Raw genomic sequence first — 21,671 nt, forward strand, 5'->3', positions numbered from 1 at the left:
ATCCCCGCCCCCTGCGGAGATGAGGCGTCATTCTCTAGCTCGCGGGCCTCGGCGCTTCAAGGAAGGGGGACGCCGGAGCACCTTCGCCCGCGTTTCGACAGACGAGCTGGTGCAGCGGCGTCTGGCCCGACTTGCGCACCGCATTCGCGTCGGCGCCCGCCTTCAACAGCGCCTCTGCGACGCCCAGGTGGTGCGTGGTCAGCGCGAGCTGGAGCGGCGTCACGACCGCGGCGTCACTCGCACCCTCCGGCCGGGCACCGCGCTCCAGGAGCAATCGCACCGTGCGCGCATGCGGCCCCATGCGGAGCGACTGTGGTAGTCAGCCCTTCACCATGTCGACTCTGGACGAACTGCGGTCCGCCTTGCGCCGCGATATCAACGTCATGCCGATGTTCCTCACGGACATGGCGCCGCACCTCCAAGACCTCCTCGCTGAATCAGAGGGGGCTTCATTGGAGGCGCTCTTCTCTCGCGCGAACCGGACCGAGGGCGCGTTGCTGGAGGCGCTGACCTGGCTGTGGGCGAGGACGCTCCGTGCTCCTGCCCCGGCGGCGCGGGTCGACATGCTCGACGTGGCGGAGGGCGAGGTGCGCCTGTTCCCGGGCGGGCTCCAGGTGGCGAATGGCGTTTTGAACCGCGGCATCCTCGTCGTGGCGGGGAACGTGGACGTGGGTGGCGAGTTTGGTGACGGAGACGTCGGCAGCGCGACGGTCGTCACCGGGTCGCTCCGTTGCCGGCTCGCCAATGTCCAGGGCGTGCTCCGGGTGGGCGGTGTGCTCGAAGCGGCCCAGCTCGTCTTCGCGAACAATGACCCGGAGCCCCTCATGGCAAGGGAAGGTCTGCGCGCGCCGTTGACGCTCCTTCAGCTCGGGCGCTCTCTCGACGTGAGGTCCGCGGACGGGCTCGTGGTGGAGGAGGAAGTCACGCCGTCACAAGTCTTGAAGTTGAGGGCATTGCTCCCGGCAGCGGTATTCCACGACATCGACCTGGAGGAAGAGGACGAGGATGTGCTCATTCCGCTGGACGAGGTGCTCGATGTGGAGGCGCTGTATGCCTCCGCGGAGGAGGGGACGCTCGTTTCTCCGCTCCGTTAGCCTCGCGGGCTCATGCGCGGACCGGCACGTCGTTCAAGGGGAGCGCGTGCCGATCCGCCTGTCATGCCGCGGGCATGGCCCGCGATTACGGGCCGTACCACCGGAAGGACACGTCGAAGATGGCCTCGGGGCTGTATCCCAGCCGTGAGCGAGGCGCGCACGGGGCCGGCTCGATACCGCCCGCGGAGGCTGTTGGCCTTCTCTGAACGGGCATGAGCATCCTGCGGGAAGATCGCGCGCTCGGGTCTTCCACGCTCATCCCACTTTGCGACGGAAGTGGAGCGCCTGCACGCCGGACTTGAACCGCTGCGTCGAGAGGAGCTCGAGATGCCGCGGACTCGACAGGCCATGAAACAACGTCGGCCCGCGGCCACTGATGACGGGATGAACGACGATGCGGTACTCGTCGATGAGCCCCAACTCCTCGAGCGAAGCCGCGAGCTTGGGCGCTCCGACGAGGACACCCCGCTCGGTCTTCGCTTTCAGCGCCGAGATCGCCTCGCGAAGGTCACCCTCCACCTTGATCGTGTTCTGCCACGGAAAGTCGCTCCGCGAGCCTGACACGACGTACTTCGCCTTCGCCTCGAGACTCTGTGCCCACTCGCGCATCGCGCGCGGTGCCTTTTCGTCGCGTGCCACCGCGGGCCAGGCTCCCTCCATCAGCTCGTAGGTGTTGCGCCCGAAGAGCATCGCCCCGCTCTGCTCCATGAGCAGTCTCCAATAGTCGTGCAGCTCGTCGTCCACGATTCCCTGGGTGTGATCGATGCACCCGTCCAAAGTCACATTGAGACCGAAGGTGAGGAGGCCCATGGCGTGGGATTCTACGAAAAGCGCGCCCAGCGCGCAGCAGCCCGATCCATCGACGCAATGCCCCATCCATCACCCTTTTGAGCTTCGCCGTCACCTTCGCGGACTTCCTGGTTGCCATGCGTTTTGCTGCAACCCAACGTTCTCATGAACCGTTGAGGCGCATGACACGGCCTCCTGACCGTGCTCCCTCGGAGACGGATGCTGGCGATGAGGGCACCGCGAGGCCCACGTTCCCGTCGCGGTTCGTGGGGCGCTGGCGCTCACAACCCGAGCACGGACATGGGGAGCCGATAGATGTCGCCTGTTCCCCGGCCGATTCCCTCGAGTGACGCGTCGCCGAAGCGCGCGCCCACGGGGCCCGTGAAGGGCCGGTTGCTGCTGAAGTAGAGCCACTGCCCGTCCGGCGAGACGCTCTGGTTGAAGTCTCGCGCCGGAGAGTTGATGCCCTCGCAGAGCGGCCGGGCCGGCTCCCAGCCCTCCGGCCCCCTGCGGCTGACGTACAGGTCGTAGCTGCCGCGGCTGTCCGCGCGATTCAGGGCGCTGAAGAGGAGGAAGCGCCCGTCGGGGGCGATCCAGGGCTCGACCTCGTGGCCTTCCGTGTTGATGGCGGCCCCGAGGTTCTCGGGCCGCTGGTGGACGCCCCCCACGACCCGGGACACCCAGAGGTCGCTTCCGCCGAGGCTCCCTGGCCTGTCCGCACCGAAGTACAGGTCTCCGTTCGCGGCCACCGAGGGGGACCACTCGTCCCGGGTCGCGTCGCTCACCGGCTCGGGGACCCGGCGGGCCTCGCTCCATTCGCCGTCCGCCTGGAGCGAGGCGGTCCAGACGTCGAACGTCGCGCGGGCCGCGGTCCCCTCCTCTCCCGGGTTGGGGCGGTTGGAGATGAAGAAGACCGCGCGGCCGTCGGGGGTGAAGTGTGGATCCGCGTCGCTCCATGCGGAAGCGAAGCGCGGCTTCACGGGAGGGGACCAGCTCCCGTCCGCGCCGAGCCGGGTCTCGTAGAGCGTGTAGCGCTCGAAGGCGTCATCCGCGCGGCCGAAGAGCACGCGCCGCGGGTCGGGCGTGAACGCGAGGAAGAAGTCCCACGCGCCCGTGGTGAAGAGGCCCGCGCCGTAGAGTTCGGGGACGCAGTGCGTGGCGGGTGCTCCGGCCCCGGAGGCGGGAGTCCGGCAGCCCGCCAGTCCAACGCAGAGCACCAGCGGGAGGCTCCACGCACGGGTGTGCACCGGGGGCTGCCGGGACGGAGCGGAACGGGAGGGCTCATGCATGGGACGGTGGCTCCTGGTGAGGTCGCGATGCATCCCGTGCACGCGACTCCAGCTCGATGAGGCGTCGTGGCAGTAGCATCCGTGCATGGCGCGAAACTTGGGGAATGTTGCGGCGGCTCCGTTCCCGGTCCGGCCGTGCGGCTTCCACGAGCTGATCCGTGATGAAGCGTGGGGCGCCCGGGATTGCGTCTGTGGGCTGGGCATCCGGGCTCGCCGCTCCCAGGGGGTCCACCCTCGCGCACGGATCGCGGTCATCCTCTCCGGGACCTTCCAGGCGCGGTCGAGCCAGGGCGAGATGCTGGTGGGGCCGGGCACGTTCCTGCTCGGGAACGCGGCGGCGGAATACGAGTACCGCCATGTCGATGACGGCGGGGACCGCTCGCTCGTCTTTGATTACGGAGAGGCGCTGCTCGAGGAAGTGGGCCGCTCGCTCGGCGTTCACGTCCGCGGCGGCAGGTCCTTTGGCCGGGTCGCGGTGCCTGCCTCGCCCGGGTCGGTGCGGGCCGTGGCGCTCGCGCACGAGGCCCTTCGAGACGGTGGCCGAGAGGCATTGCGCGAGGCGGCCCTGCTCGGCGCGCAGGTCGTCCTGTCCGAGCAGAACGGAGGGGTGCATGCCGTGGCGGAGCCCTCCGCGACGCAGGTCCGGCAGGTCGCCCGGCTGATCCGCTACATCGAGGCCCACAGCGCGGGGGATTGCTCGCTCGATGCGCTGGCCGCGCTCGCGGGGCTGAGCCGCTTCCACTTCCTGCGCATCTTCCAGAGGCAGACCGGCCAGACGCCCCGCCAGTTCGTCATCGCCACCCGGCTGCGGGTCGCCGCCACCACGCTGCGGACGACCCGCCTGCCCGTCACCCAGGTCTCGCTCGATGCGGGCTTCGGGGACCTGTCCCACTTCACGACGAGCTTCACGCAAGCGTTCGGTGCATCGCCTCGCGCGTACCGGCTCCGGCACGCGCCCCGGCCCTCCTCCCGGCGAGGGTGAACCGCACGTCACCGGCCCTCGCTGCCCGCGAGGATCAGCGCCAGGCATGACGAAAGCCATTGCCGGAAACACCCGCCGACACGCGCGTTTGTTTTCACAATCCCTGAGAGAAAATCGGGCTCGGACCGCCCCCGAAAATGTCAGACCGACCCGGTATGAATCTCCCTACGCGGCGCCATTCCGGGCGTCGTCGAAAGGGCTCCACCTACAATGCATAAGTCACTGGTTTCCCTCGGGCTTTTGGTCGGCATGACAGCGGTCGGCTGCGCGGGGCCCGACGAGGTCGAGGCGGTGGACTCCTCCATGACGGAGGACGCGACCTCCCAGGTTGCCCAAGGGGTGATCACCCAGGTCACCGGCACCAGCCCGGTGACCTTCGTCGCAACGTCGGGCAACGAGACGAAGCCCTACGACCAGTCCGCCACGTCGGTGGTGGCCTACACGCGGGATTCAACGACCGGGGCGTTCACGGCCTATCCGGGCACGGGCGCCGCGGACGGCACCATCTCCGTGCCGAACGTCCCTTCCGGCCGCATCTACCTGAAGCTGGGTTCGCGCTACCTGGTGAGCACCAGCCGCGAATTCGACCTGGGCTCCACGGAGTGGGGCCGCGATGGCACCTTCGTCTCACTGCCCACCCCCGTGACGGTGTCCGCCACCGGCCTGTCTCCCTGGCAGCCGGGGGACTACCTGGAGGTGTATTCGTTGAACCCGGGCGCGTTCGGCTACGTCAACACCGGCGTCACGGGGTTCCCCCTGGCGGGCGCCACGTCGCTCTCCGGGCTGACCTTCAATTACGCCGACATGTCCAACCCGGTGCTGCTCGACAGCAGCCTCGGGGACGTGTTCTCGCTGGCGCAGATGCGGTTGCAGACGAGCGCGAATGGAGTGCCCTACCGCGCGATGCACAAGGTGCTCGACACGAGCATGACGCAGGTGGAGGGCCAGCCCGTCACCGTCAGCGGGACCTTCATCCAGCCCGTCGCGACAGGCACCTTCGCGGTGGATTGGAGACGCTCGGCCTTCGAAGCCCTTCGCACCCAGGTGAACCCGGGCGCGGTCAGCACGTACAACGAGATCTGGATGTCCGCCCGGCCGGCCGCGCTGAGCTCGGCGATCGCGTCCATCAGCGGGCAGCCACTGCTCGTGAAGCTCAATCCTGACTCGCTGCGGACCGACATCGTCACGGGGAGCATGACCTACAACAACCCGCTCCCGGCGACGTGGCAGAAGGTGGCGCTCGTCGCCGCCGGCTTCACGAAGAGCTACGCGCTGGGAACCGCGACGCCCTACACCATGGGCGTGGACATCCGCGTGGATCAGGAGGCGAGCGCGTTCACCGCCGCGCCCGTGCAGCCCCTCGTCGGGCCGGTGCAGGCGCCCCAGGTGAACACGCGTGGCGCGTTCCAGAACCTCACGGGCGTGGGGACTGACGCCTCGCTGCGCTGGTCGAAGCCGCTGGTCGGCACGGCCACGAACTACGTGGTGAACATCTACCGGCTGGGCACGAGCAACGGTGCCACCACGGCGACGCGCGTGGCGGCGCTGCACACGGATCTCCAGAGCGTGTACCTGCCCCCGGGCGTGCTCCTGGCGGGCCAGACGTACTTCGCGGAAATCCAGAGCTGGTACCAGCCCGGCTCGGACCTCGCGACGAGCCCGTTCAAACGCTCGCTGCCTCGCGGCCGCGCCAGCGTGCTCACCGGCACGTTCAGCCCGTAGCCGCTGAAGGCCCGGGAAGGAAGGGAGCCCGCTGCTCCCTTCCTTCCCTCACGGGCCGCGCTCCCCTTCCCGATGTCCGGCACGGCCACCCGCTGCAACGCGTCCTTTCCGGCAGACCCGAAAACCCGGATATTCACTCCCGTCCTCTTCCCCGTGGAGTGACTCGCATGCGCAGCCTGACAATGCCCCTCATCGTCGCCGCCCTCCTGGTCGGTTGCCGAGACGATCCAGAACCCACGCCACCGGACTCCGGCACCCAGCAGCAGCAGGACTCGGGCGTCGCTGGAGACGACGCGGGCGTCCCTGGAGACGACGCGGGCGTCGCGGAAGATCCGCTCCCCAGCGGTCCCCCGGTTCCGCAGGGCCCGCCCAACGTGCCCGAGTTCAAGCCCGCCTTCCCCGGGCAGACGCGCGTCCCCGCCATCCAGACGAAGACGCCCCTCCAGGTCACGGAGATTGCCTCGGGCCTCCGGAACCCCTGGGCCATCGCCTTCCTGCCGGACCAGCGCATGCTGGTGACGGAGAAGCCCACCGGCTCGCTCTACATCGTCACGCAGCAGGGCGCGAAGTCTCCCGCCGTCAAAGGCCTGCCCGCCGTGGACGCGCGCGACCAGGGCGGCCTGCTCGATGTGGAGGTGGGCCCGGACTACGCCACGAGCCAACTCATCTACTGGACCTATTCCGAGCCCCGTCAGGGCGGCAATGGGCTGGCGGTGGCGCGCGCGCGGCTCGTGGACGGAGCGTCGCCTCGCGTGGAGAACGTCCAGGTCATCTTCCGGATGATGCCCACGCTCGATTCGACGCTGCACTCCGGGGGACGGATGGTGTTCACCCCGGACGGCAAGCTGTTCGTGACGCTCGGGGAGCGCTCCATCCTCGCGGGCCGTGTCCAGGCCCAGGACGTGAAGAGCCACCTCGGCAAGGTGGTCCGCATCCATCCCGACGGCACCGTGCCCCAGGACAACCCGTACCTGAACACCCCGGGGGCGAAGCCGGAGATCTGGTCCATCGGGCATCGCAACGTCCTGTCCGCGGCGCTCGACAGCCAGAACCGGCTGTGGACGGTGGAGATGGGTCCGCAGGGAGGTGACGAAGTGAACCGCCCCGAGGCAGGCAAGGACTACGGCTGGCCCACCATCGGGTACGGCGAGGAGTACTCCGGCGCGCCCATCCATCAGAGCACCCAGGCTCCGGGCATGGAGCAACCCGTGTACTACTGGGACCCGGTGATTGCCCCTTCGGGGATGACCATCTACTCCGGGGCTCTGTTCCCCGAGTGGCGCGGCAACCTGTTCATCGGCGGCCTGGCCGCCAAGGCGCTGGTGCGGCTCATGGTGCGCAATGACCGCGTGGTGGGCGAGGAGCACCTCCTCAAGGACCTGGACTCGCGCATCCGCGACGTGGTGCAGGGCCCCGAGGGCGCCCTCTACCTGGTCACCGACGCCACCAACGGCAAGGTGCTCAAGGTCACGCCGCGCTGAAGCATCCGCGGGCCCTGGCGCGCTCCTCACTCCCCGAGGGAATCAACCCTCGGGGAGCGGAGCGCGCGCTGGGGGCTCAGGCTAGAAAGGAGCCTCCGCCGAAAAAGGAGGAGTGAATGTCGAGTCAAGCCGTCTCCCGGAGGACGTTGCTCCAAGGTGCGTTGGTGGCAGTGGCATTCAATCCCATGAGCCGGAGCTGGGCCTCCACGCTGGAGGCTGGCGCGGTCCCGCTGCCGTCACTGGATGGCGAGTTGCTGATGGACACGGCGTCGCGGACCGCGACCTCGGAGGACTTCGGTCACATCCTCCACCGCACGCCGTGGGCGGTGCTCGTTCCCGGCTCGGTGGAGGACATCATGGCCATGGTCCGCTTCGCGCGGCGCCAGGGTCTGAAGATCGCCGCCGCTCGGGGCCTCGGCGAGAGCCACAGCACCTTTGGCCAGTCCCAGGTGGCGGCGGGCATCGTCATCGACATGTCCACGCTGTCGACCGTTCACGAGATTGGCGAGGACAGCGCCTGGGTGGATGCGGGCGTCCGGTGGCACGAGCTGCTCCAGGCCTCGCTTCCCCACGGCAAGAGCCCGCCGGTGCTGACCGACTACATCGAGCTGAGCATCGGTGGGACGCTGTCCGCGGGGGGCATCGGCGGGCAGGCGTTTCGCTGGGGCCTCCAGGTGGACAACGTCCTGGAAATGGACGTCGTCACGGGTCGGGGTGAGCTCGTGCGGTGCTCGCGCTGGCGTGAGCGGCCCCTGTTCGACGCCGTGCGCTCGGGCCTGGGCCAGTTCGGCATCATCGTGCGAGCGCGGGTGCGGCTCGTCGAAGTGCCGCCCCGCGCTCGGACGTACATCGCGCTGTACAACGACCTCCACCGCTTCATGGAGGACCAGCGGCGGCTCATCGAGGAAGGTCGCTTCGACTACGTCGAGGGCTCCGCCGTCGCCTCCAACGGGGGATGGGCGTATCAGCTGGAGGTGGTGAAGTACTTCACGCCGGGCTCCGAGCCGAACGACGCCGGACTGCTCGCGGGACTGGGCTTCCAGCCGGGAACGCTCCAGGTGAGCGACGGCAGCTACTTCGACTTCGCCAACCGGCTCGCGCCGCTGGTCGAACTGCTCAAGCAGCTCGGCGTCTGGGGTTTGCCCCATCCGTGGCTGGACATGTTCGTCCCCGCCCGGTCCGCAGAGTCCTTCGTCCAGGAGGTCCTCTCACAGACCACCGAGGCCGACATGGGGCAGGGGCCCATCCTCCTCTACCCCTTCCGCTCCTCGGAGCTGACCACGCCCTTCCTGCGCACCCCCAACGACAGACACGTCTTCCTCTTCTCACTGCTGCGCACCGCCATTCCCCCGACGCCGGAGAACGTCGCATCCCTCCTGGCGAAGAACCGCGCCATCTTCGACCGGCTCACGGCCATCGGCGGGAAGATCTACCCCGTGGATGCGGTGCCCTTGAGCCCCGCCGACTGGCGCCACCACTTCCACCCCAGCTGGGAGCGGTTCGAGCACGCGAAGCGGCGCTACGACCCGGACCACATCCTCACGCCGGGACAAGGAATCTTCTGATCAACGCATCGGAGTGCGGCTCCTCGTGCTCGGAGCCGCATTCCAAGGCAACAACCTTCCTGGCGCAGTCGCGAGAGGGCCTCGGCCCCTCCCGCCCACGCGTACAACGAGGGCACGGAGCTGGACTCCCCGCTCACGGGCGGACCCAGGCACTGTCGACGCGGTAGTGCTTCATCTCCTGGATGTCGGGCACGAAGGGCTTGATGCGCTCGAAGAACTTCCGGAACTCGGGGCTGCGGCGGAACCCCTGGAGGTGGCCCTCCTCGGAGTCCCACTCGATGCGGACGACGAAGTGGTGCGGCTCCTCCACGCCCCGGCTCACTTCATAGCGGAGGCAATGAGGTGAGGCGCTCAGGTGCTCTCCCGCGCGCTGGTAGGCTTCGAGAAACGCCCCCGCCCGCTCGGCGGGAACGTCATAACGGATGTACTCCACGACCATGGTCGGGTCCTTCCTCGAAAGGGCGGGGTTGAGGCGGCGCGGCGGTTCCGCGCAGGCCCTGACAGTGACAAGAAGAAACGTAGAAGCAATCGAGGCGGCCTGCTTTGCCGTCCGTTCCAATTGCGGTGCCCGGCGTCCCGGAAGGATGAAACGCGGATGGAACCCCTCTCGGCGGTACTTCGCGGGATGCGCCTGAAAGGCAGCATCTATGCCGCCTGGGAGCTGCGCGCGCCCTGGGGCATGGACCTGCCGCAAGGCCCCTTCGCATCGTTTCACCTGGTGGAGCGGGGACGGTGCGCGCTGCGCACCTCACGCGAGGTCCTCCCCCTGGAGGCCGGTGAGCTGGTCGTCCTCTTCGACGGTCAGGCGCACACGCTGCTGTCCTCACGGGAAGCCCCGGCCGTTCCCCTGGCGCAGCTCGTCGCGCGGCATCCGCTGGTGGGAGGCGTTCATCAGGCGGGCGGAGCGGGCGAGCCCACCCGTCTGGTCTGCGGCAAGTTCGCCGCCGAGGGAGCGCAGGGAGTCCGCATGCTGCGCGGGCTCCCCAGCGTCGTCCACCTGGGCCGCACGAAGCTGGCCTCCCTTCCCGCGCTCCGCGGGCTGCTGGAGTCCCTCGCGCACGAAGCCGCCTCCTCCGCGCCCGGCGCGGCCACGGCCGCCGCTCGAATCACGGAGGCGCTCTTCGTCCAGGTGCTGCGCGCCCTGCTGCTCGACACGGAGAAGACTCCGCCAGGGTGGCTGGCGGGCCTGCGCGAGCCACGTCTGGCGGAGGCCCTCCACCAGCTCCACATGGACCCCGCTCGCCCCTGGTCCGTCGGAGAACTGGCCGCGCGCGTGGGGATGTCCCGCACCCGGTTCGCCCTGCTCTTCCAGGAACGCATCGGACAGCCGCCCATGACCTACCTCCTGGGCCTCCGGCTGGACCTGGTCGCGCAGCGGCTGAGGGATGGCGAGGACTCCATTGGTGAAATCGCGCATGCAGCGGGGTTCGCCAGTCAGTCCGGACTCAACCGCGCGTTCCACCGGCACTTCGGCCAGACGCCCTCGGCCTTCCGCAAGGCCACGAGCGCTTCCGTGAAGGCTCCGCGTCCGTGAGCGTCATCATCGCGTTGGGTATCGCGGAAGCGCTTCGATGCGGGGCCGAGGGTCGGCGCGCCGTCATTCCGCCGTCCACGCGGTAGTTCACGCCGGTCAGCCACTTGCCGCGTTCCGAGACGAGCAGCGCGACGACCTCCGCGATGTCGTCGGTGGTGCCCCAGCGGCCGAGCTCGAATGATGCGCCAGCACATGGCGGACACGCTGCCTGCATTCCACCGTGCATCACGACGGAGGCGTGACGCATGCCTCGACGCTGCCTCTCGGCGAAGGACCTCCTACGCGAGCGCTCAGAAGGAGGAATCGGTCCGCGCGTTCCTCGCGCGGATGGCCTCTTCGGTCCTGGGCACGAGGGACTCGAGCCCGGTCCTCACGGCCTCCGCCTGGACCTGCTCGATGAACGGGCGGAAGCGCTCGTTGTAGGCTCGAAACGCGAGCGCGAAGTCACGGCCGTGCTCCCGCATCGCATCCGCCAGCGCGGCCGCGCCATCGATGGCCAACGAGCCCCCCATGCCGGCAGCGGGTGAAGGGCAGTACCCCGCATCGCCCACCAGGGCGACCCGGCCCTTCGTCCAGGAAGGCATCCGCACCTGGCACAGCTTGTCGAAGTAGAAGCTCTTCGAGCTCCGCACTTCCTGGAGCAGCTCCGCCGTCCTCCAGCCCACCCCGGCGAACTGGTCCGCGATGATCCGTCGCGGGGCCTCCTCATCGCGACGGTCGTACGGGAACTCCTTGTCGGAAGCGAACGCGAAGATGATGTCCGTGTTGTTCTTGTAGGCGTTGAGCATCACGGCCTTGCCCGGCACGTTGAACATCTGCGCGGTGTTCCGCTCGATGAGCAGCTTGTCCACGATGGTGATCGAGAAGTACTGCTCGAGGAAGTGGATGTAGCGGGCTTCTTCGCCGAAGCAGAGCCTCCGCACCGCGGAGTGGACGCCGTCGCAGCCGAACACCAGGTCGAACGTGCGTCGTGCGCCCCTCGCGAACGTGGCCTCGATGCGGTCCTCCGTCTCGCTCAGCGAGGTGATGCTGTCGTCGAAGACGACTTCGACGTGGTCCTTGACGGCGTCGAACAGCATGTTCAGCAGAACGGTTCTTTCGACCTCGAACTCGTCGTCCGGAGGTGCTTCGCCCTCACCTCTCAGCACCATCGAGCGCTCCGTGACATCGCGCTCGTTCTTCAACTCCCACCGCTGCAGGCTCAATCGGTTCGACCGGATCTGATCGAGGAGGCCCATGCGCCGGACGATGTCGACGGTATTGCCTTTGATGTCGACGGCCGTACCGCCCTCCCGGAGCCCGCGCGCGACCTCCACGACGGTGACCTGGTAGCCGAGCCGGCTCATCCAGAAAGCGGTCGAGAGCCCGGCGAAGCTCGCGCCGGAGATGAGGACCTTCCCTGCCTTCGCGCCCATGACGCCTCCTCCTGATGGCCGCGTTCCGGCAGCCCTCACGCCCAAGATGTTATACCCGGTCAACATTTCCGCAATGGATTCGTTTACCGCGTATAAAAATCCATGCCCCATGCCGGCGGCGCTTCGCTAGAATCCGGCGCATGGGCGAGCGCCGCGAGAGCAAGAAGCGCGAGACGAGGCAGCGGATCTCCGATGTGGCGACGGAGCTCTTCTTCGCGCGAGGCTTCGACGCGGTGACGCTCGACGAGATCGCGGCCGCCGCGGACGTCTCCAAGATGACGGTCTTCAACTACTTCGCTCGGAAGGAGGACCTCATGCTCGACCGCCAGGATGACTTGAAGCTGCTCTTCTTTCGCGAGGCGATTCGCGCGAGGCCGCCAGGGCAATCTCCCATCGCCGAGCTCCGTGCGCTCATGGGCCGGCTGCGGGAGCAGAAGCATCCGTTCGTCCGCTTCGACCGCCATGCGGCTGACTTCTGGCGCTTCGTCGCGGCGAGCCCGTCGCTCGAGGCGCGGCTCCGTGAGCTCAACGACGAAGCCGCGGAAGGGCTCGCGACCGAGCTCGCGGGGCCGACGCCGGACGGCCTGGCGCGGCTCGCGGCCGGCATGATCGTGCTGACGGTGCGCACGGCTCGCCAGGAAGCCATTCGCGTGCTCGAACGCGGAGGCTCCGTGAAGAAGGCGAGCGCCGAGTTCTTCGCCTTGATCGATCAGGGCTTCGCGGCCGTGCAGGGAATGGCGTCGAGCGACACGCGCGGCTAGAGCTTCGAGACGCTGCCCGCCACGGCGGCGGCCACTGCCAGATCGGTGGTCTTGCCGAGCGGACCTGCCCCCGGCGCGTCATCCCGTCTTGCGTGACAGGAAATAGAGGTTCCCGCCCGGGTCCGTGTGCGTCTCTTCCAGCGTGAGTCCGTGGGCGCGCAGCAGGTCGCGATACCCGTCGACGCTGTACGAGTGATAGCGGAACGGCACGCCATTCATTGGCGCGCCATCCATGGAGCCGTGAACGTCGCCCGAAGTGAAGAGGAACGCGGCGTCCGGGTTCAAGGCCCTGGCGATGTTGGCGATCGCCTGTTCCTGTTCTTCGTGGCGCAGGTGGAACAGGACGCCCCACGCAATCGCGGCGTCGAACGCCCGCGCCTGAAGCTCACACGACTGGATGGACGCACAGACCACCGGCACGTGGGGGAAGTTCGCTTGAAAGCGCGCCAGCAGCTCGCGGGAGCTGTCCACGCCCATCACCTGACAGCCGTGCTCCAGCAGCACCCGCGTCAGCGGCAGTCCCGTGCCGCAACCGGCGTCCAGCACCCGGGCGCCGGCCGGAAGCGACGCCGCGAGCGCTGTCACTTCCGGGACGCCCATGTGGCCTGCGCGTTGGGACGCATACCAGTCCGCGATCAAATCGTACTCGTGCACGGGTCAGCTTCCTCTCAAGGGCGAGAGTCCCCTACTCAGGTCTCACGAGGCGGGCTCCCTCAGCTGGAGCGATGGGTGCCCGCACCGTCCGTCGGTCCGCGCTTGAACCCCTCAAGGCGGCGATAGAGGAAGTACGAGTAGACCACGGGAGTCATCGCCGCGACGGTGACAGCCGCGAGCACGGGGACCGAGCCGCCGCCGAGAAGACCCGAGACGAGGACGATGACTCCCGCGAGGACGAAGAGCCGTCCTCCCAGCCGATGCGTGCGGAGCCAGACCTCGTCGCTCGCGAGCGTCCAGGGCGTCCGGATTCCACAGAAGAAGTTCTTGGTGAACTTCCCCATGTAGTTGCCCAGGACCACGAGAACCAGTCCCGTGGCAGCGGGAACCACGCGCGCCACCGGCACGGGCACTCCCAGGCCCGCGAGCAGGACCAGGGCGTTGAGCAGGAAGAGGAACGCGACCAGCGTCGCCTGGATGCCCTCGAAGACGCCCTGGAACCGCGCCACGCTGAAGCCCTTGGGCGAGATCCGCGGCACTGCCACCAGGACCAGGTACACAGCAGCCATCACCAGCGGCAGGACGAAGGGCCCCCAGGGCTTGGGCGTATGCCCATCCACCACGCCCTCGGCGTTCCAGTGCGTGGGAATCGACTCGGGCAATCGGCCGTAGAACACGATGGCCATCGCGAACGCCGCGATGACGAATCCCAGGCTCAACACATGGGCTCGGCTGATTCTCATGACCGCCCTCCATTCCCCTTATCGACCTTGAAGAGGTCGAGCAGGACCGCCGCTACGTCCTCGAACACGGTCGTGTTGAGGGAGTAGACGATTTGTTGTCCGCGGCGCTCACAGCGCACCAGGTCCGCCGCTTTGAGCACGTTGAAGTGATGCGACAGCGACCCCTTCGTGATGTCGAACGCCTCCGCGAGCTCTCCCGCTGACCTCGAGCCGCCCTGGAGGAGCTTGAGCACCTTGCGCCGGGTCGGGTCTGAAATCGCCTTGAAGACCTCCTGCGTTCGCATCACGACCTTTCGATATTTCGATAAACATCAAAATAACGACCCGAGAAATCCTGTCAAGTGGACATCCCGCTATTCCGGCCCCCAGCGCCGGGGGTGGTCCTCTCGAGGGCCAGCTGCCTCAGGGTGTAGCAGGCGGGGATCGCGGCCGCCGGGTGATTGTACGCGCTCGACCATCATGTGCAGTGCCTGGCGGATGACCCCGCGAACGCCCGGCGGTTTGCCGACGGCCTCGTGCGGATTCCAGGCATCAGGCTGACGACACCCCACCCCGAGACAAACAAGGACAGCTTCGAGCCGTGACACATCTCGGCGTCAGTCGCCGCGATATCGAATCGACTCTCGCGGCTGTGGCCACCATCGCGGCGCATCCCTCCACGGGCAGTGAGTGGTGACTCGGTGTGACGGCGCGCATAGTGAAGAGCCATGGCACGCATCTTCATCACCGGGTCAGCGGACGGCTTGGGCAAGGCCGCCGCGCAGACGCTTCTTACCGACGGTCACGAGGTGGTCGTTCATGTACGCAACGAGCAGCGGCTCACTGCCGTACAGGACCTGGTGACGCAAGGCGCGGTCGCACTGGTCGCGGACCTCGCTGTCCTGGAACAGACCCGGGACCTCGCCCGGCAGGTCAACGCGCTGGGGCCCATGGACGCGGTCATCCACAACGCAGGCGTGTACTCCGAGCCGTCGGTCCTGCCCGTGAACGTCGTGGCGCCCTACGTGCTCACCGCGCTCATCCCGCGGCCCAAGCGTCTGGTCTACCTGAGCAGCGGGATGCACCAGGGCGGGCGGCCGAACCTCGATGACATGGATTGGAGCGGACAGCGCGTCACGGGGACGTACTCGGACAGCAAGCTCTTCGTCACCACCCTGGCCGCGGCCATCGCCCGGCGCTGGCCGGACGTCTTCAGCAACTCGGTCGACCCGGGCTGGGTCCCCACGAAGATGGGCGGCCCCAACGCGCCAGACGACCTGCGGCTCGGCCACCTCACGCAGGAGTGGCTGGCGACCAGCGACGCCGCCGAGGCACGCACCACGGATGGCTACTGGCACCACCAGCGGCGGGTCGCAAGGCATCCCGCGGCGGACGACCTGAAGTTCCAGGCCCAGCTGCTCGACGCGCTGGCTCGGGCCACCGGCGTTCCGCTTCCCTAATGCGGCTTGGGCGGGATCGTGTCGAACCGGGGCACCCCGTCCGCGACGTCGTAATAGTCGCCCTTGTCGGCCATGTAGACGTGGACCGCGATGCGCGTGTGGGTCGGCGTGTCGAAGGCGCCCATCGCGATTCCAATCCAATCGCGCTGGAGCGGATCCCAGAACAGCGACGAACCGCAGACCGAGCAGAAGCCGCGACGCGCCTTCTCGGATGACTGGAACCAGCGGACCTGGTCCTCGCCCTCGATTCGGACCGCCGAGCGCGGCACGTCGGCCGAGACGAAGTAGTGCCCCGAGTACTTGCGACACTTGCTGCAATGGCAGGCGTCAGGGTTGGGCAACCCACCTTCCACGGTGAAGCGGACCGCGCCGCACAAACAAGACCCCCGGTGCATGAACAACCTCCCCTGAACGACAGAAAGACCGCGGCCTGGGCGTCAGCCGGTGGAATGCTCGAGCTCGCGGAGCAGCTGTTCGACCCCACGCGCGGAAGCGTCGTCCGCGGGTGAGAGGACCACCATGCCGAGGCCGTCGCTGTCGTCGACGGAGAACATCGACGCCTCGAACACAAGCTCGCCGACACCCGGCCGGACGAGCCGCCTGGACCTCACGCCGTGCGTGTGCAGCTCGTTCTCGGCCCACAGCCGGCGGAACTCCTCGCTCGTCGCCATCAGCTCGTCGACGAGCGAGGCGGCCTCCTCGGAAGCGCCCGCACGCGCGATGTCGACGCGGAACGCGGCGAGGCACGTGCGCCGCATGTCATCACCGTGCGGCAGGAACGCGGCGGCTTCGGGATGGAAGACCCGGCGCAGCATGTTGCGGTCGCGCTCGGGGACCGCGGCGTAGTCGCCCATCACCGCCACGGCGGCGCGGTTCCACGCGACGATCTGGAAGGTCGGCGTCTTCACGAACGCGGGCGCGCGCAGGTTGTCGAGCACGCGTTGCAGCGCGGGCGTGACCTCGGCGGGCGGCGTGTAGCGGCGCGGCGGCGGACGCGCGTGGGCGAGCAGGAACAGCATCTCGCGGTTCGTCTCGTCCAGCTCCAGTGCGCGAGCGAGGCGCTCGAGCACCTCGTCGGACGGCACCCCACCGCGCCCCTGTTCGAGCCACGTGTACCAGGTGACGCTCACACCCGCGCGGGCCGCGACCTCCTCGCGACGAAGCCCGGGAGTGCGGCGCCGCCCGGTCGGCTCGGGCTGGAGCCGCTCGCGGCGAGCGCGGAGGAATTCGGGGAGGGTGGTAGTCGCCATACCGGTATGCGGGCACGCCTTTTCCAGCGGATTCGCGCAGCCTACGGTTCGCGCATGCCCCGGACAATGCGCCGGGTGAAGGAGTCCACATGCTGACGCTGCACCATCTCGGCCGTTCGCAATCCGAGCGGATCGTCTGGCTCTGCGAGGAGCTCGGGCTGGAGTATGAGCTGAAGCGCTATCAACGCCGGGCCGACAACCGGCTGGCCCCGCCGGAGTACAAGGCGCTCCACCCGATGGGCACGGCGCCCATCCTCACCGACGAGGACCTCGTCCTCGGAGAGTCCGGGGCCATCTGCGAGTACCTGCTCCAGACCCATGGCGATGGCCGGCTCGTGGTGAAGCGCGGCGAAGCCGGGTTCGCCGACTACCTCTACTGGTTCCACTTCGCCAACGCGACGCTGCAACCGGTCGTCTTGCAGGTGAGGTACCTGGAGCGCGTCGATCCCTCGGACAAGAACGTGGTGCTCCAGGGGGCCCGGGAGCGCTTCAACCGGGTCTTCTCCACCCTGGAGAAGCGGCTGGGGGAGGCGCCCTATCTGGCCGGCGCGGAGCTGACAGCTGCGGACATCATGACCGTGTTCTCGTTGACCACGATGCGGCTGTTCAAGCCGTATGACCTCTCGCCCTGGCCGAACATCCTGGCCTATCTGCAACGCATCGGCGCGCGTCCGGCGTATCGTCGGGCGATGCGGAAGGCCGATCCGGATTTGACGCCGGTGCTGGGGGCCCTTCCGGAATAACGGAACCCGCGGGGTGAAGCATGAACAAGAACCGGCTGGAAGCGTTCAGCGACGGCGTCATCGCCATCATCATCACGATCATGGTGCTGGAGCTCAAGGCACCGCACGGCAGCGAGCTGGCTGACCTGCGGCCGCTGATCCCCGTCTTCCTCAGCTATGTGCTCAGCTTCGTCTACGTCGGCATCTACTGGAACAACCACCATCATCTCCTGCACACCATCAACCACGTCAGCGGCGGGGTGCTGTGGGCGAACCTGCACCTGTTGTTCTGGCTGTCGCTGGTCCCCTTCACCACCGGATGGATGGGCGAAAACCATTTCGCGTCCGTGCCGCTGGCGCTCTACGGCTTCGTGCTGTTGATGTGCGCTTTCGCCTGGTGGGTACTGCAAACCCTCATGGTGGCGACGCAGGGCCCAAGGTCGCCACTGGCGCTGGCGGTCGGGCGAGATCTCAAGGGCAAGATTTCGGCGGTCCTCTACCTGGTCGGCATCATCAGCGCCTTCTTCAATGGGCATTTCTCCGAGGCGGTCTATGTGCTGGCCGCGCTGATGTGGCTGGTGCCGGATCGGCGCTTCGAGAAGGCGACGCCTGAAGCATAGGGCGCCATCCATTCCGCCCATCAAAGTACATCCATATCCAAACACCACGGCGCCGTCTTGGATTGAAGGCACACCGGGAGTACCCTCCCGAATGCCTCTCAACCCAAGGAGCCACAGATGCTGCGGAATCTCGTTTCCGGAGTCGCCCTGAGTTTTGCCTTCGTGGTGGGAATGGCTGTCCCCTCTTCCTCGCAGGTCGCCCCGGGTGAGGCCGCGGCGACTGAAGACGCGGTGCTCGTCTCGACCGCGCCTGCCAGCGCGGTTCCGGACGAGACCTCGGGCGAGCCCTCGCGATTGCTCGGGTGCTGCACGGGGGATGGCCAGTTCTGCATCAACACGGCGGCATGTCAGGCCCGCGGGGCTGGCACCTGCGGTGCGCCCTGTAACTAGTCCTCGTCCCGGCTGAAGTCCGCCCGTCCTGCATGTCGGCCCAAGAGGACCGACATGCAGGAGCACGGATGGGATTGGCGGCGCCTCAGGACCGGTGGAAGGCCTTGGCGAAGAACTTCTCGACGTGCGACTTCTCCGGCTCGATGGCGAGCGTGGGGGCGGGCACGCCCATGGCGCCGGCGAGGGCGGGGCGCAGGCCCGATGCGATGCCCGGCTTGACGTGGTGGCGCAGGTCGACGGCCACGTCGGTCTTCACGTGGGTGCCCACGCCCAGCGCGGTGTTCACGTCCGCGGAGTGCTTGAGGAAGCCGTTCTCCAGGCCGAACTTCCCGCCCGCCTGGGCCGACGCGCCCGCCACCGCGCCCGCGGTGACCGAGCCATGCACCCGGCCCACGTGCCCGCCCGCGGTGGCGTACGCCCCCGCCGTCGCGCCCGCGCCCACCTGCCCGGAGACCATCGCCGTGGCCGTCTTCGGATCCACCGTGGCCACGCCCTCGGCGAAGGCGGTGGCGGAGGCCTTGGCCTCGCCCTTCACGTAGCCGCCCACGTGCCGGTTGAAGTCGTGGCTCGCGCTCGCCGTGACGCCCACGCCCGTCTCCGCCTTGGCCGTCAGCGCGGCGGTGTAGGCGTGCGAGCCCGTGTCGGCCGACACACCCGCCTGGGCCTGCGCCTTGAAGCTGTTGGCCTCGCCGGTGAGCTGCGCGCTGGACACGCCGAAGCGGCCCGCGTGCGTCTTCTGCATCTGGAAGGCGGCGCTGGGGCCCTGCAGCTCGGCCTGGGCCGAGTAGTGGTGCACGCCACCGCCGCTGTGGCTCGTGGTGGAGGCCTGCATCGAGCCCACGTTGCCGCTCAGCCGGCCCCCGCCGAAGGTGTCCTTCTGGAAGGGACGGCCCGGCTTGTCGATGAGCACGTTCTGCTTCGCACCCGCGGGCGCGGTGAGCTTGTTGTCACCGCCGCTCACCGCCACGTCCGAGCCCTGGCCCGTGGTCCGCTCCCAGGGGCTGTAGGAGGGCGCTCCCTCGGGTGCGCCCGCGTGCTTCACCGGGCGGGGCTCCGTGGCGGCCGGCGTGTTCGTGGTGGGCTTGGAGGCCGTCGCGGCGGGCGGCGTCGCCACGGGCTTCGTGACCGTCGTGGGCTTCGTGGCCGTCGCGGGGAGCGTCGACGCGCGCGCCGGAGGCCGGGGCTGGGACACCGTGGAGGTCGGGAGCGTGGCGGAGCGGGAGAGGGACGAACCGATGCGGCGGGCCATGGGAACCTCAGGAGGTGCTGCGAAGGGGGAGCGAACCGCGATGCCCTGCCCTACTGCATCCGACATGCCGCGCCTCCATCGCACCGCGTGGCCAGGGGCTGCCTGTGGTTTCAAGCAGTTGGCGGGAGGGGCGGGCCCATCACGGTGAGCCGCCTGGTGACTGGGCTCATCAGCGCCGCGACAGCGGTCATCACCCGCCCGCGGCACCGGCTGAAACGCGAACGGCCCGCCCCTCCGCATAGGAGGGGCGGGCCGTCCTTGAACCGTCAGCCGTGCTCAGAACAGGCTGGCGATGTCCTTCACCGGCTGCGGCGCGGCTTCCGTGTTGGCCAGCGCGCCCATGTAGCTGCCGAAGAGCATCGAGGCCGGGTTGGCGCGGCCCTTGGTGATGGAGCCGACGAGGCCCTCCGCGGCGCCCTTGATGGTGTTGAGGTAGCCGGTCGCGGCGCCCTCGAGGACGCCCTTGAAGCCGCCCTCCGAGTTCCCGATGCCCGTCAGCACGTTGCTGACTCCCGGAATGAACCACAGGGCCTTGCCCGCCTCGCCCGCGGCCCACTGGAAGTTGTCCTTGTTGCTCCCGTCCGCCTTGACGTGCGTGTCCTTCGTGGTCGGCAGCTGGTGCTCGCCCAGGAAGGAGTAGCCCTTCTCGGCGAAGTCCTTGAGCATGCCGGCCTCCGTGCCGTGGCGCGCATCGCCGTCCTTGGTGATGCCCTCGATGTTGCCGTCGCCCTTGCCGTTCTGGACCTTGTTCCCCCGGTCCCCGCCCGTGGAGGCCTTGGCGCTGTCAATGAACTCCAGCACCTTGGTCAGGCGATAGACGCCGTCGGCGTTCTGCTTCGGGTCCTTCAGGTCGAGCTTGGGGTCGACGCCGGTCTGCTTGCACAGCTGCTCGAACTTGATGTCCTTCTGGCGGCCCAGCTTCTTCAGCACGGGCGAGTCGTCGACGATCTGCGCCGCCGAGCGCGTGTCCCCCGCCGGCCGCTTGTCGTTGGCGCTCGGGATGCCAGAGCCGGAGGACTGGGGCGCCTCGGCCGCCGGCGGGAGCGCCGGGGCGCGGAGCTGAAGCCGGTTGATGACCGCCGGCTCGAAGGCGTCCACGGGGCTGAAGCCCCGCGCGTTCATGCTCCGCGTCCCCGTGTCCTGAACAGGCCCCGCCGACAGCTGCTGCCTGGGGTTGACGGTCGTGGACGGAGCCGCGCTCGGGCGCAGCATGGGAGACGAGAAGCTCGAGGGCTTGGCGAGGATCATGGGGTCACCTGGGTCGGGACGTCGTTGCGCTGTCTCATTGCAGCGCGGATGCCAGCCAGGCACGGCCCGCAACCCATTGACTTCCCAGGGCCGGACGACTCGCGTCGGGTGCCCGGCCGGTGACCCCAGTCACCAGGAGGATGGCGCCAGTCACCATGGCGCCCCCCCCTCAAGCGGCCTGTGACTCCGAGCGGTGCGCCTTCATGGCCCGGTGGCGTCCCAGGTAGTTCCCGAAGGCCGCCAGCGCCGCGTCCGGATCCTTCAGCTTGCTCAGGCAGAGGGAGCGCCCGTTCTTGAAGCGGCTCTCCCCGGTGACCTTCAGGTCCAGGTACTTCTTGAACATGCGGTCGGCGGTGGCGGCGGTGGCGACCCGGTCGAACGGGACGGGCTGCTCCCAATCCGTGCAGCTCACCTCCGCGTAGTTCATCCGCACCTCGAAGCCGGACTCCTTGCCCTCGAACACGAGCGGCGGGAAGTGCTTCTCCACGTGCTGCCGCTCCGCGTCCGTGGACGGCTCGTAGCGGTAGGCGAGCGCCAGGTCATGGGCCTGGGCGAAGCGCGCCTCGTAGGCGCCCCACATCCGCGCCTCGATGGCCTCCGCCTCCAGGATGGCGTCCGCCCACGAGGACGTCACGGGCTCCAGGAGCACCTGCGCCATGTCCGCGGGCTTGAGCCGGACGCCCACGTTCTCCATGCGCGCGGACAGGGGCGGGTGGGAGTCGAA

Annotated in this window: 23 protein-coding genes and 1 pseudogene; 10 read left to right on the top strand and 14 right to left on the bottom strand. The window is 68.5% G+C overall.

Annotation, left to right across the window (positions count from 1 at the left end):
• Positions 1 to 34 precede the first annotated feature (34 nt).
• The gene (locus D7W79_RS04640; RefSeq protein ID WP_120524112.1) at positions 35 to 301 is read right to left on the bottom strand and encodes an ankyrin repeat domain-containing protein; all 267 of its coding nucleotides are present in this window, start codon (positions 299 to 301) and stop codon (positions 35 to 37) included.
• Here D7W79_RS04640 and D7W79_RS04645 point away from each other — a divergent pair.
• Positions 300 to 1,094, top strand: a complete 795-nt coding sequence (locus tag D7W79_RS04645) for a hypothetical protein (protein WP_120524113.1) — start codon at positions 300 to 302, stop codon at positions 1,092 to 1,094. The genes D7W79_RS04640 and D7W79_RS04645 overlap by 2 nt on opposite strands.
• 255 nt (positions 1,095 to 1,349) lie before the next feature.
• Here D7W79_RS04645 and D7W79_RS04650 read toward each other — a convergent pair whose 3' ends face one another.
• Both D7W79_RS04650 and D7W79_RS04655 read right to left on the bottom strand, forming a co-directional pair.
• The gene (locus tag D7W79_RS04650; protein WP_120524114.1) at positions 1,350 to 1,904 is read right to left on the bottom strand and encodes a dihydrofolate reductase family protein; all 555 of its coding nucleotides are present in this window, start codon (positions 1,902 to 1,904) and stop codon (positions 1,350 to 1,352) included.
• A gap of 260 nt (positions 1,905 to 2,164) precedes the next feature.
• The gene (locus tag D7W79_RS04655) at positions 2,165 to 3,172 is read right to left on the bottom strand and encodes a TolB family protein (RefSeq protein ID WP_120524115.1); all 1,008 of its coding nucleotides are present in this window, start codon (positions 3,170 to 3,172) and stop codon (positions 2,165 to 2,167) included.
• A gap of 85 nt (positions 3,173 to 3,257) precedes the next feature.
• Between D7W79_RS04655 and D7W79_RS04660 the strand changes: the two genes are divergently transcribed.
• From D7W79_RS04660 to D7W79_RS04675, 4 genes are all read left to right on the top strand, one after another.
• Positions 3,258 to 4,154 carry an AraC family transcriptional regulator gene (locus D7W79_RS04660; RefSeq protein WP_120524116.1) on the top strand — a complete coding sequence of 299 codons (897 nt, stop codon included), beginning with the start codon at positions 3,258 to 3,260 and terminating at the stop codon, positions 4,152 to 4,154.
• Between the two features lie 210 nt (positions 4,155 to 4,364).
• Positions 4,365 to 5,876, top strand: coding sequence for an ABC transporter substrate-binding protein (locus D7W79_RS04665; protein WP_120524117.1), 1,512 nt, complete (start codon positions 4,365 to 4,367; stop codon positions 5,874 to 5,876).
• Between the two features lie 167 nt (positions 5,877 to 6,043).
• Positions 6,044 to 7,357 carry a PQQ-dependent sugar dehydrogenase gene (locus D7W79_RS04670; protein WP_120524118.1) on the top strand — a complete coding sequence of 438 codons (1,314 nt, stop codon included), beginning with the start codon at positions 6,044 to 6,046 and terminating at the stop codon, positions 7,355 to 7,357.
• Positions 7,358 to 7,542: 185 nt separating this feature from the next.
• Positions 7,543 to 8,922: an FAD-binding protein gene (locus D7W79_RS04675; protein ID WP_244221595.1), complete on the top strand. Its 1,380-nt coding sequence runs from the start codon at positions 7,543 to 7,545 to the stop codon at positions 8,920 to 8,922.
• A gap of 133 nt (positions 8,923 to 9,055) precedes the next feature.
• Here D7W79_RS04675 and D7W79_RS04680 read toward each other — a convergent pair whose 3' ends face one another.
• Positions 9,056 to 9,361 carry an antibiotic biosynthesis monooxygenase family protein gene (locus D7W79_RS04680; RefSeq protein ID WP_120524120.1) on the bottom strand — a complete coding sequence of 102 codons (306 nt, stop codon included), beginning with the start codon at positions 9,359 to 9,361 and terminating at the stop codon, positions 9,056 to 9,058.
• Between the two features lie 156 nt (positions 9,362 to 9,517).
• On the opposite strand from D7W79_RS04680, the gene D7W79_RS04685 reads away from it, so the two are divergent.
• Entirely contained in the window at positions 9,518 to 10,456 is a 939-nt protein-coding gene (locus D7W79_RS04685; protein ID WP_120524121.1) for an AraC family transcriptional regulator, read from the top strand.
• Here D7W79_RS04685 and D7W79_RS46070 read toward each other — a convergent pair.
• Both D7W79_RS46070 and D7W79_RS04695 read right to left on the bottom strand, forming a co-directional pair.
• Complete coding sequence (locus tag D7W79_RS46070; protein WP_369127224.1) at positions 10,368 to 10,703, bottom strand: SDR family oxidoreductase; 336 nt, start codon at positions 10,701 to 10,703, stop codon at positions 10,368 to 10,370. The genes D7W79_RS04685 and D7W79_RS46070 overlap by 89 nt on opposite strands.
• 43 nt (positions 10,704 to 10,746) lie before the next feature.
• Positions 10,747 to 11,871 (bottom strand): FAD-dependent monooxygenase, encoded by a 1,125-nt coding sequence (locus D7W79_RS04695; protein WP_120524122.1) that lies wholly within the window; start codon positions 11,869 to 11,871, stop codon positions 10,747 to 10,749.
• A gap of 140 nt (positions 11,872 to 12,011) precedes the next feature.
• On the opposite strand from D7W79_RS04695, the gene D7W79_RS04700 reads away from it, so the two are divergent.
• Positions 12,012 to 12,632 (top strand): TetR/AcrR family transcriptional regulator, encoded by a 621-nt coding sequence (locus tag D7W79_RS04700; protein WP_120524123.1) that lies wholly within the window; start codon positions 12,012 to 12,014, stop codon positions 12,630 to 12,632.
• 78 nt (positions 12,633 to 12,710) lie between these two features.
• Here D7W79_RS04700 and D7W79_RS04705 read toward each other — a convergent pair whose 3' ends face one another.
• The 3 genes from D7W79_RS04705 to D7W79_RS04715 are packed head-to-tail and all read right to left on the bottom strand — an operon-like array spanning position 12,711 to position 14,313.
• Entirely contained in the window at positions 12,711 to 13,286 is a 576-nt protein-coding gene (locus tag D7W79_RS04705; RefSeq protein WP_120524124.1) for a class I SAM-dependent DNA methyltransferase, read from the bottom strand.
• A gap of 59 nt (positions 13,287 to 13,345) precedes the next feature.
• Entirely contained in the window at positions 13,346 to 14,029 is a 684-nt protein-coding gene (locus D7W79_RS04710) for an SdpI family protein (RefSeq protein ID WP_120524125.1), read from the bottom strand.
• Complete coding sequence (locus tag D7W79_RS04715; RefSeq protein WP_120524126.1) at positions 14,026 to 14,313, bottom strand: autorepressor SdpR family transcription factor; 288 nt, start codon at positions 14,311 to 14,313, stop codon at positions 14,026 to 14,028. Before D7W79_RS04715 ends, D7W79_RS04710 begins: the two co-directional genes overlap by 4 nt.
• A 423-nt stretch (positions 14,314 to 14,736) precedes the next feature.
• Between D7W79_RS04715 and D7W79_RS04720 the strand changes: the two genes are divergently transcribed.
• Positions 14,737 to 15,468: an SDR family NAD(P)-dependent oxidoreductase gene (locus D7W79_RS04720; RefSeq protein ID WP_120524127.1), complete on the top strand. Its 732-nt coding sequence runs from the start codon at positions 14,737 to 14,739 to the stop codon at positions 15,466 to 15,468.
• Here the strand turns inward: D7W79_RS04720 and D7W79_RS04725 are convergent.
• Together D7W79_RS04725 and D7W79_RS04730 are read right to left on the bottom strand one after the other, a co-directional pair.
• A complete protein-coding gene (locus D7W79_RS04725) occupies positions 15,465 to 15,863 on the bottom strand; it encodes a GFA family protein (RefSeq protein WP_120524128.1) in 399 nt (132 codons plus the stop codon). The genes D7W79_RS04720 and D7W79_RS04725 overlap by 4 nt on opposite strands.
• Positions 15,864 to 15,905: 42 nt before the next feature.
• Entirely contained in the window at positions 15,906 to 16,718 is an 813-nt protein-coding gene (locus D7W79_RS04730) for a helix-turn-helix transcriptional regulator (RefSeq protein WP_120524129.1), read from the bottom strand.
• A gap of 89 nt (positions 16,719 to 16,807) precedes the next feature.
• Between D7W79_RS04730 and D7W79_RS04735 the strand changes: the two genes are divergently transcribed.
• Together D7W79_RS04735 and D7W79_RS04740 are read left to right on the top strand one after the other, a co-directional pair.
• Entirely contained in the window at positions 16,808 to 17,461 is a 654-nt protein-coding gene (locus D7W79_RS04735) for a glutathione S-transferase family protein (RefSeq protein ID WP_120524130.1), read from the top strand.
• 20 nt (positions 17,462 to 17,481) lie between these two features.
• Positions 17,482 to 18,060: a TMEM175 family protein gene (locus D7W79_RS04740; RefSeq protein WP_120524131.1), complete on the top strand. Its 579-nt coding sequence runs from the start codon at positions 17,482 to 17,484 to the stop codon at positions 18,058 to 18,060.
• Between the two features lie 475 nt (positions 18,061 to 18,535).
• Here the strand turns inward: D7W79_RS04740 and D7W79_RS04745 are convergent, their stop codons facing one another.
• The 3 genes and pseudogenes from D7W79_RS04745 to D7W79_RS04755 all read right to left on the bottom strand — a co-directional run.
• Entirely contained in the window at positions 18,536 to 19,699 is a 1,164-nt protein-coding gene (locus D7W79_RS04745; protein ID WP_120524132.1) for a hypothetical protein, read from the bottom strand.
• 276 nt (positions 19,700 to 19,975) lie between these two features.
• On the bottom strand, positions 19,976 to 20,947 hold the full coding sequence (locus D7W79_RS04750) for a hypothetical protein (RefSeq protein WP_120524133.1): 972 nt from the start codon (positions 20,945 to 20,947) through the stop codon (positions 19,976 to 19,978).
• A 169-nt stretch (positions 20,948 to 21,116) separates the two neighbouring features.
• Positions 21,117 to 21,671, bottom strand: a pseudogene (locus D7W79_RS04755) (M48 family metallopeptidase); the annotation flags it as partial.

Source organism: Corallococcus exercitus (genome assembly GCF_003611585.1).
Lineage (GTDB): Bacteria > Myxococcota > Myxococcia > Myxococcales > Myxococcaceae > Corallococcus > Corallococcus exercitus.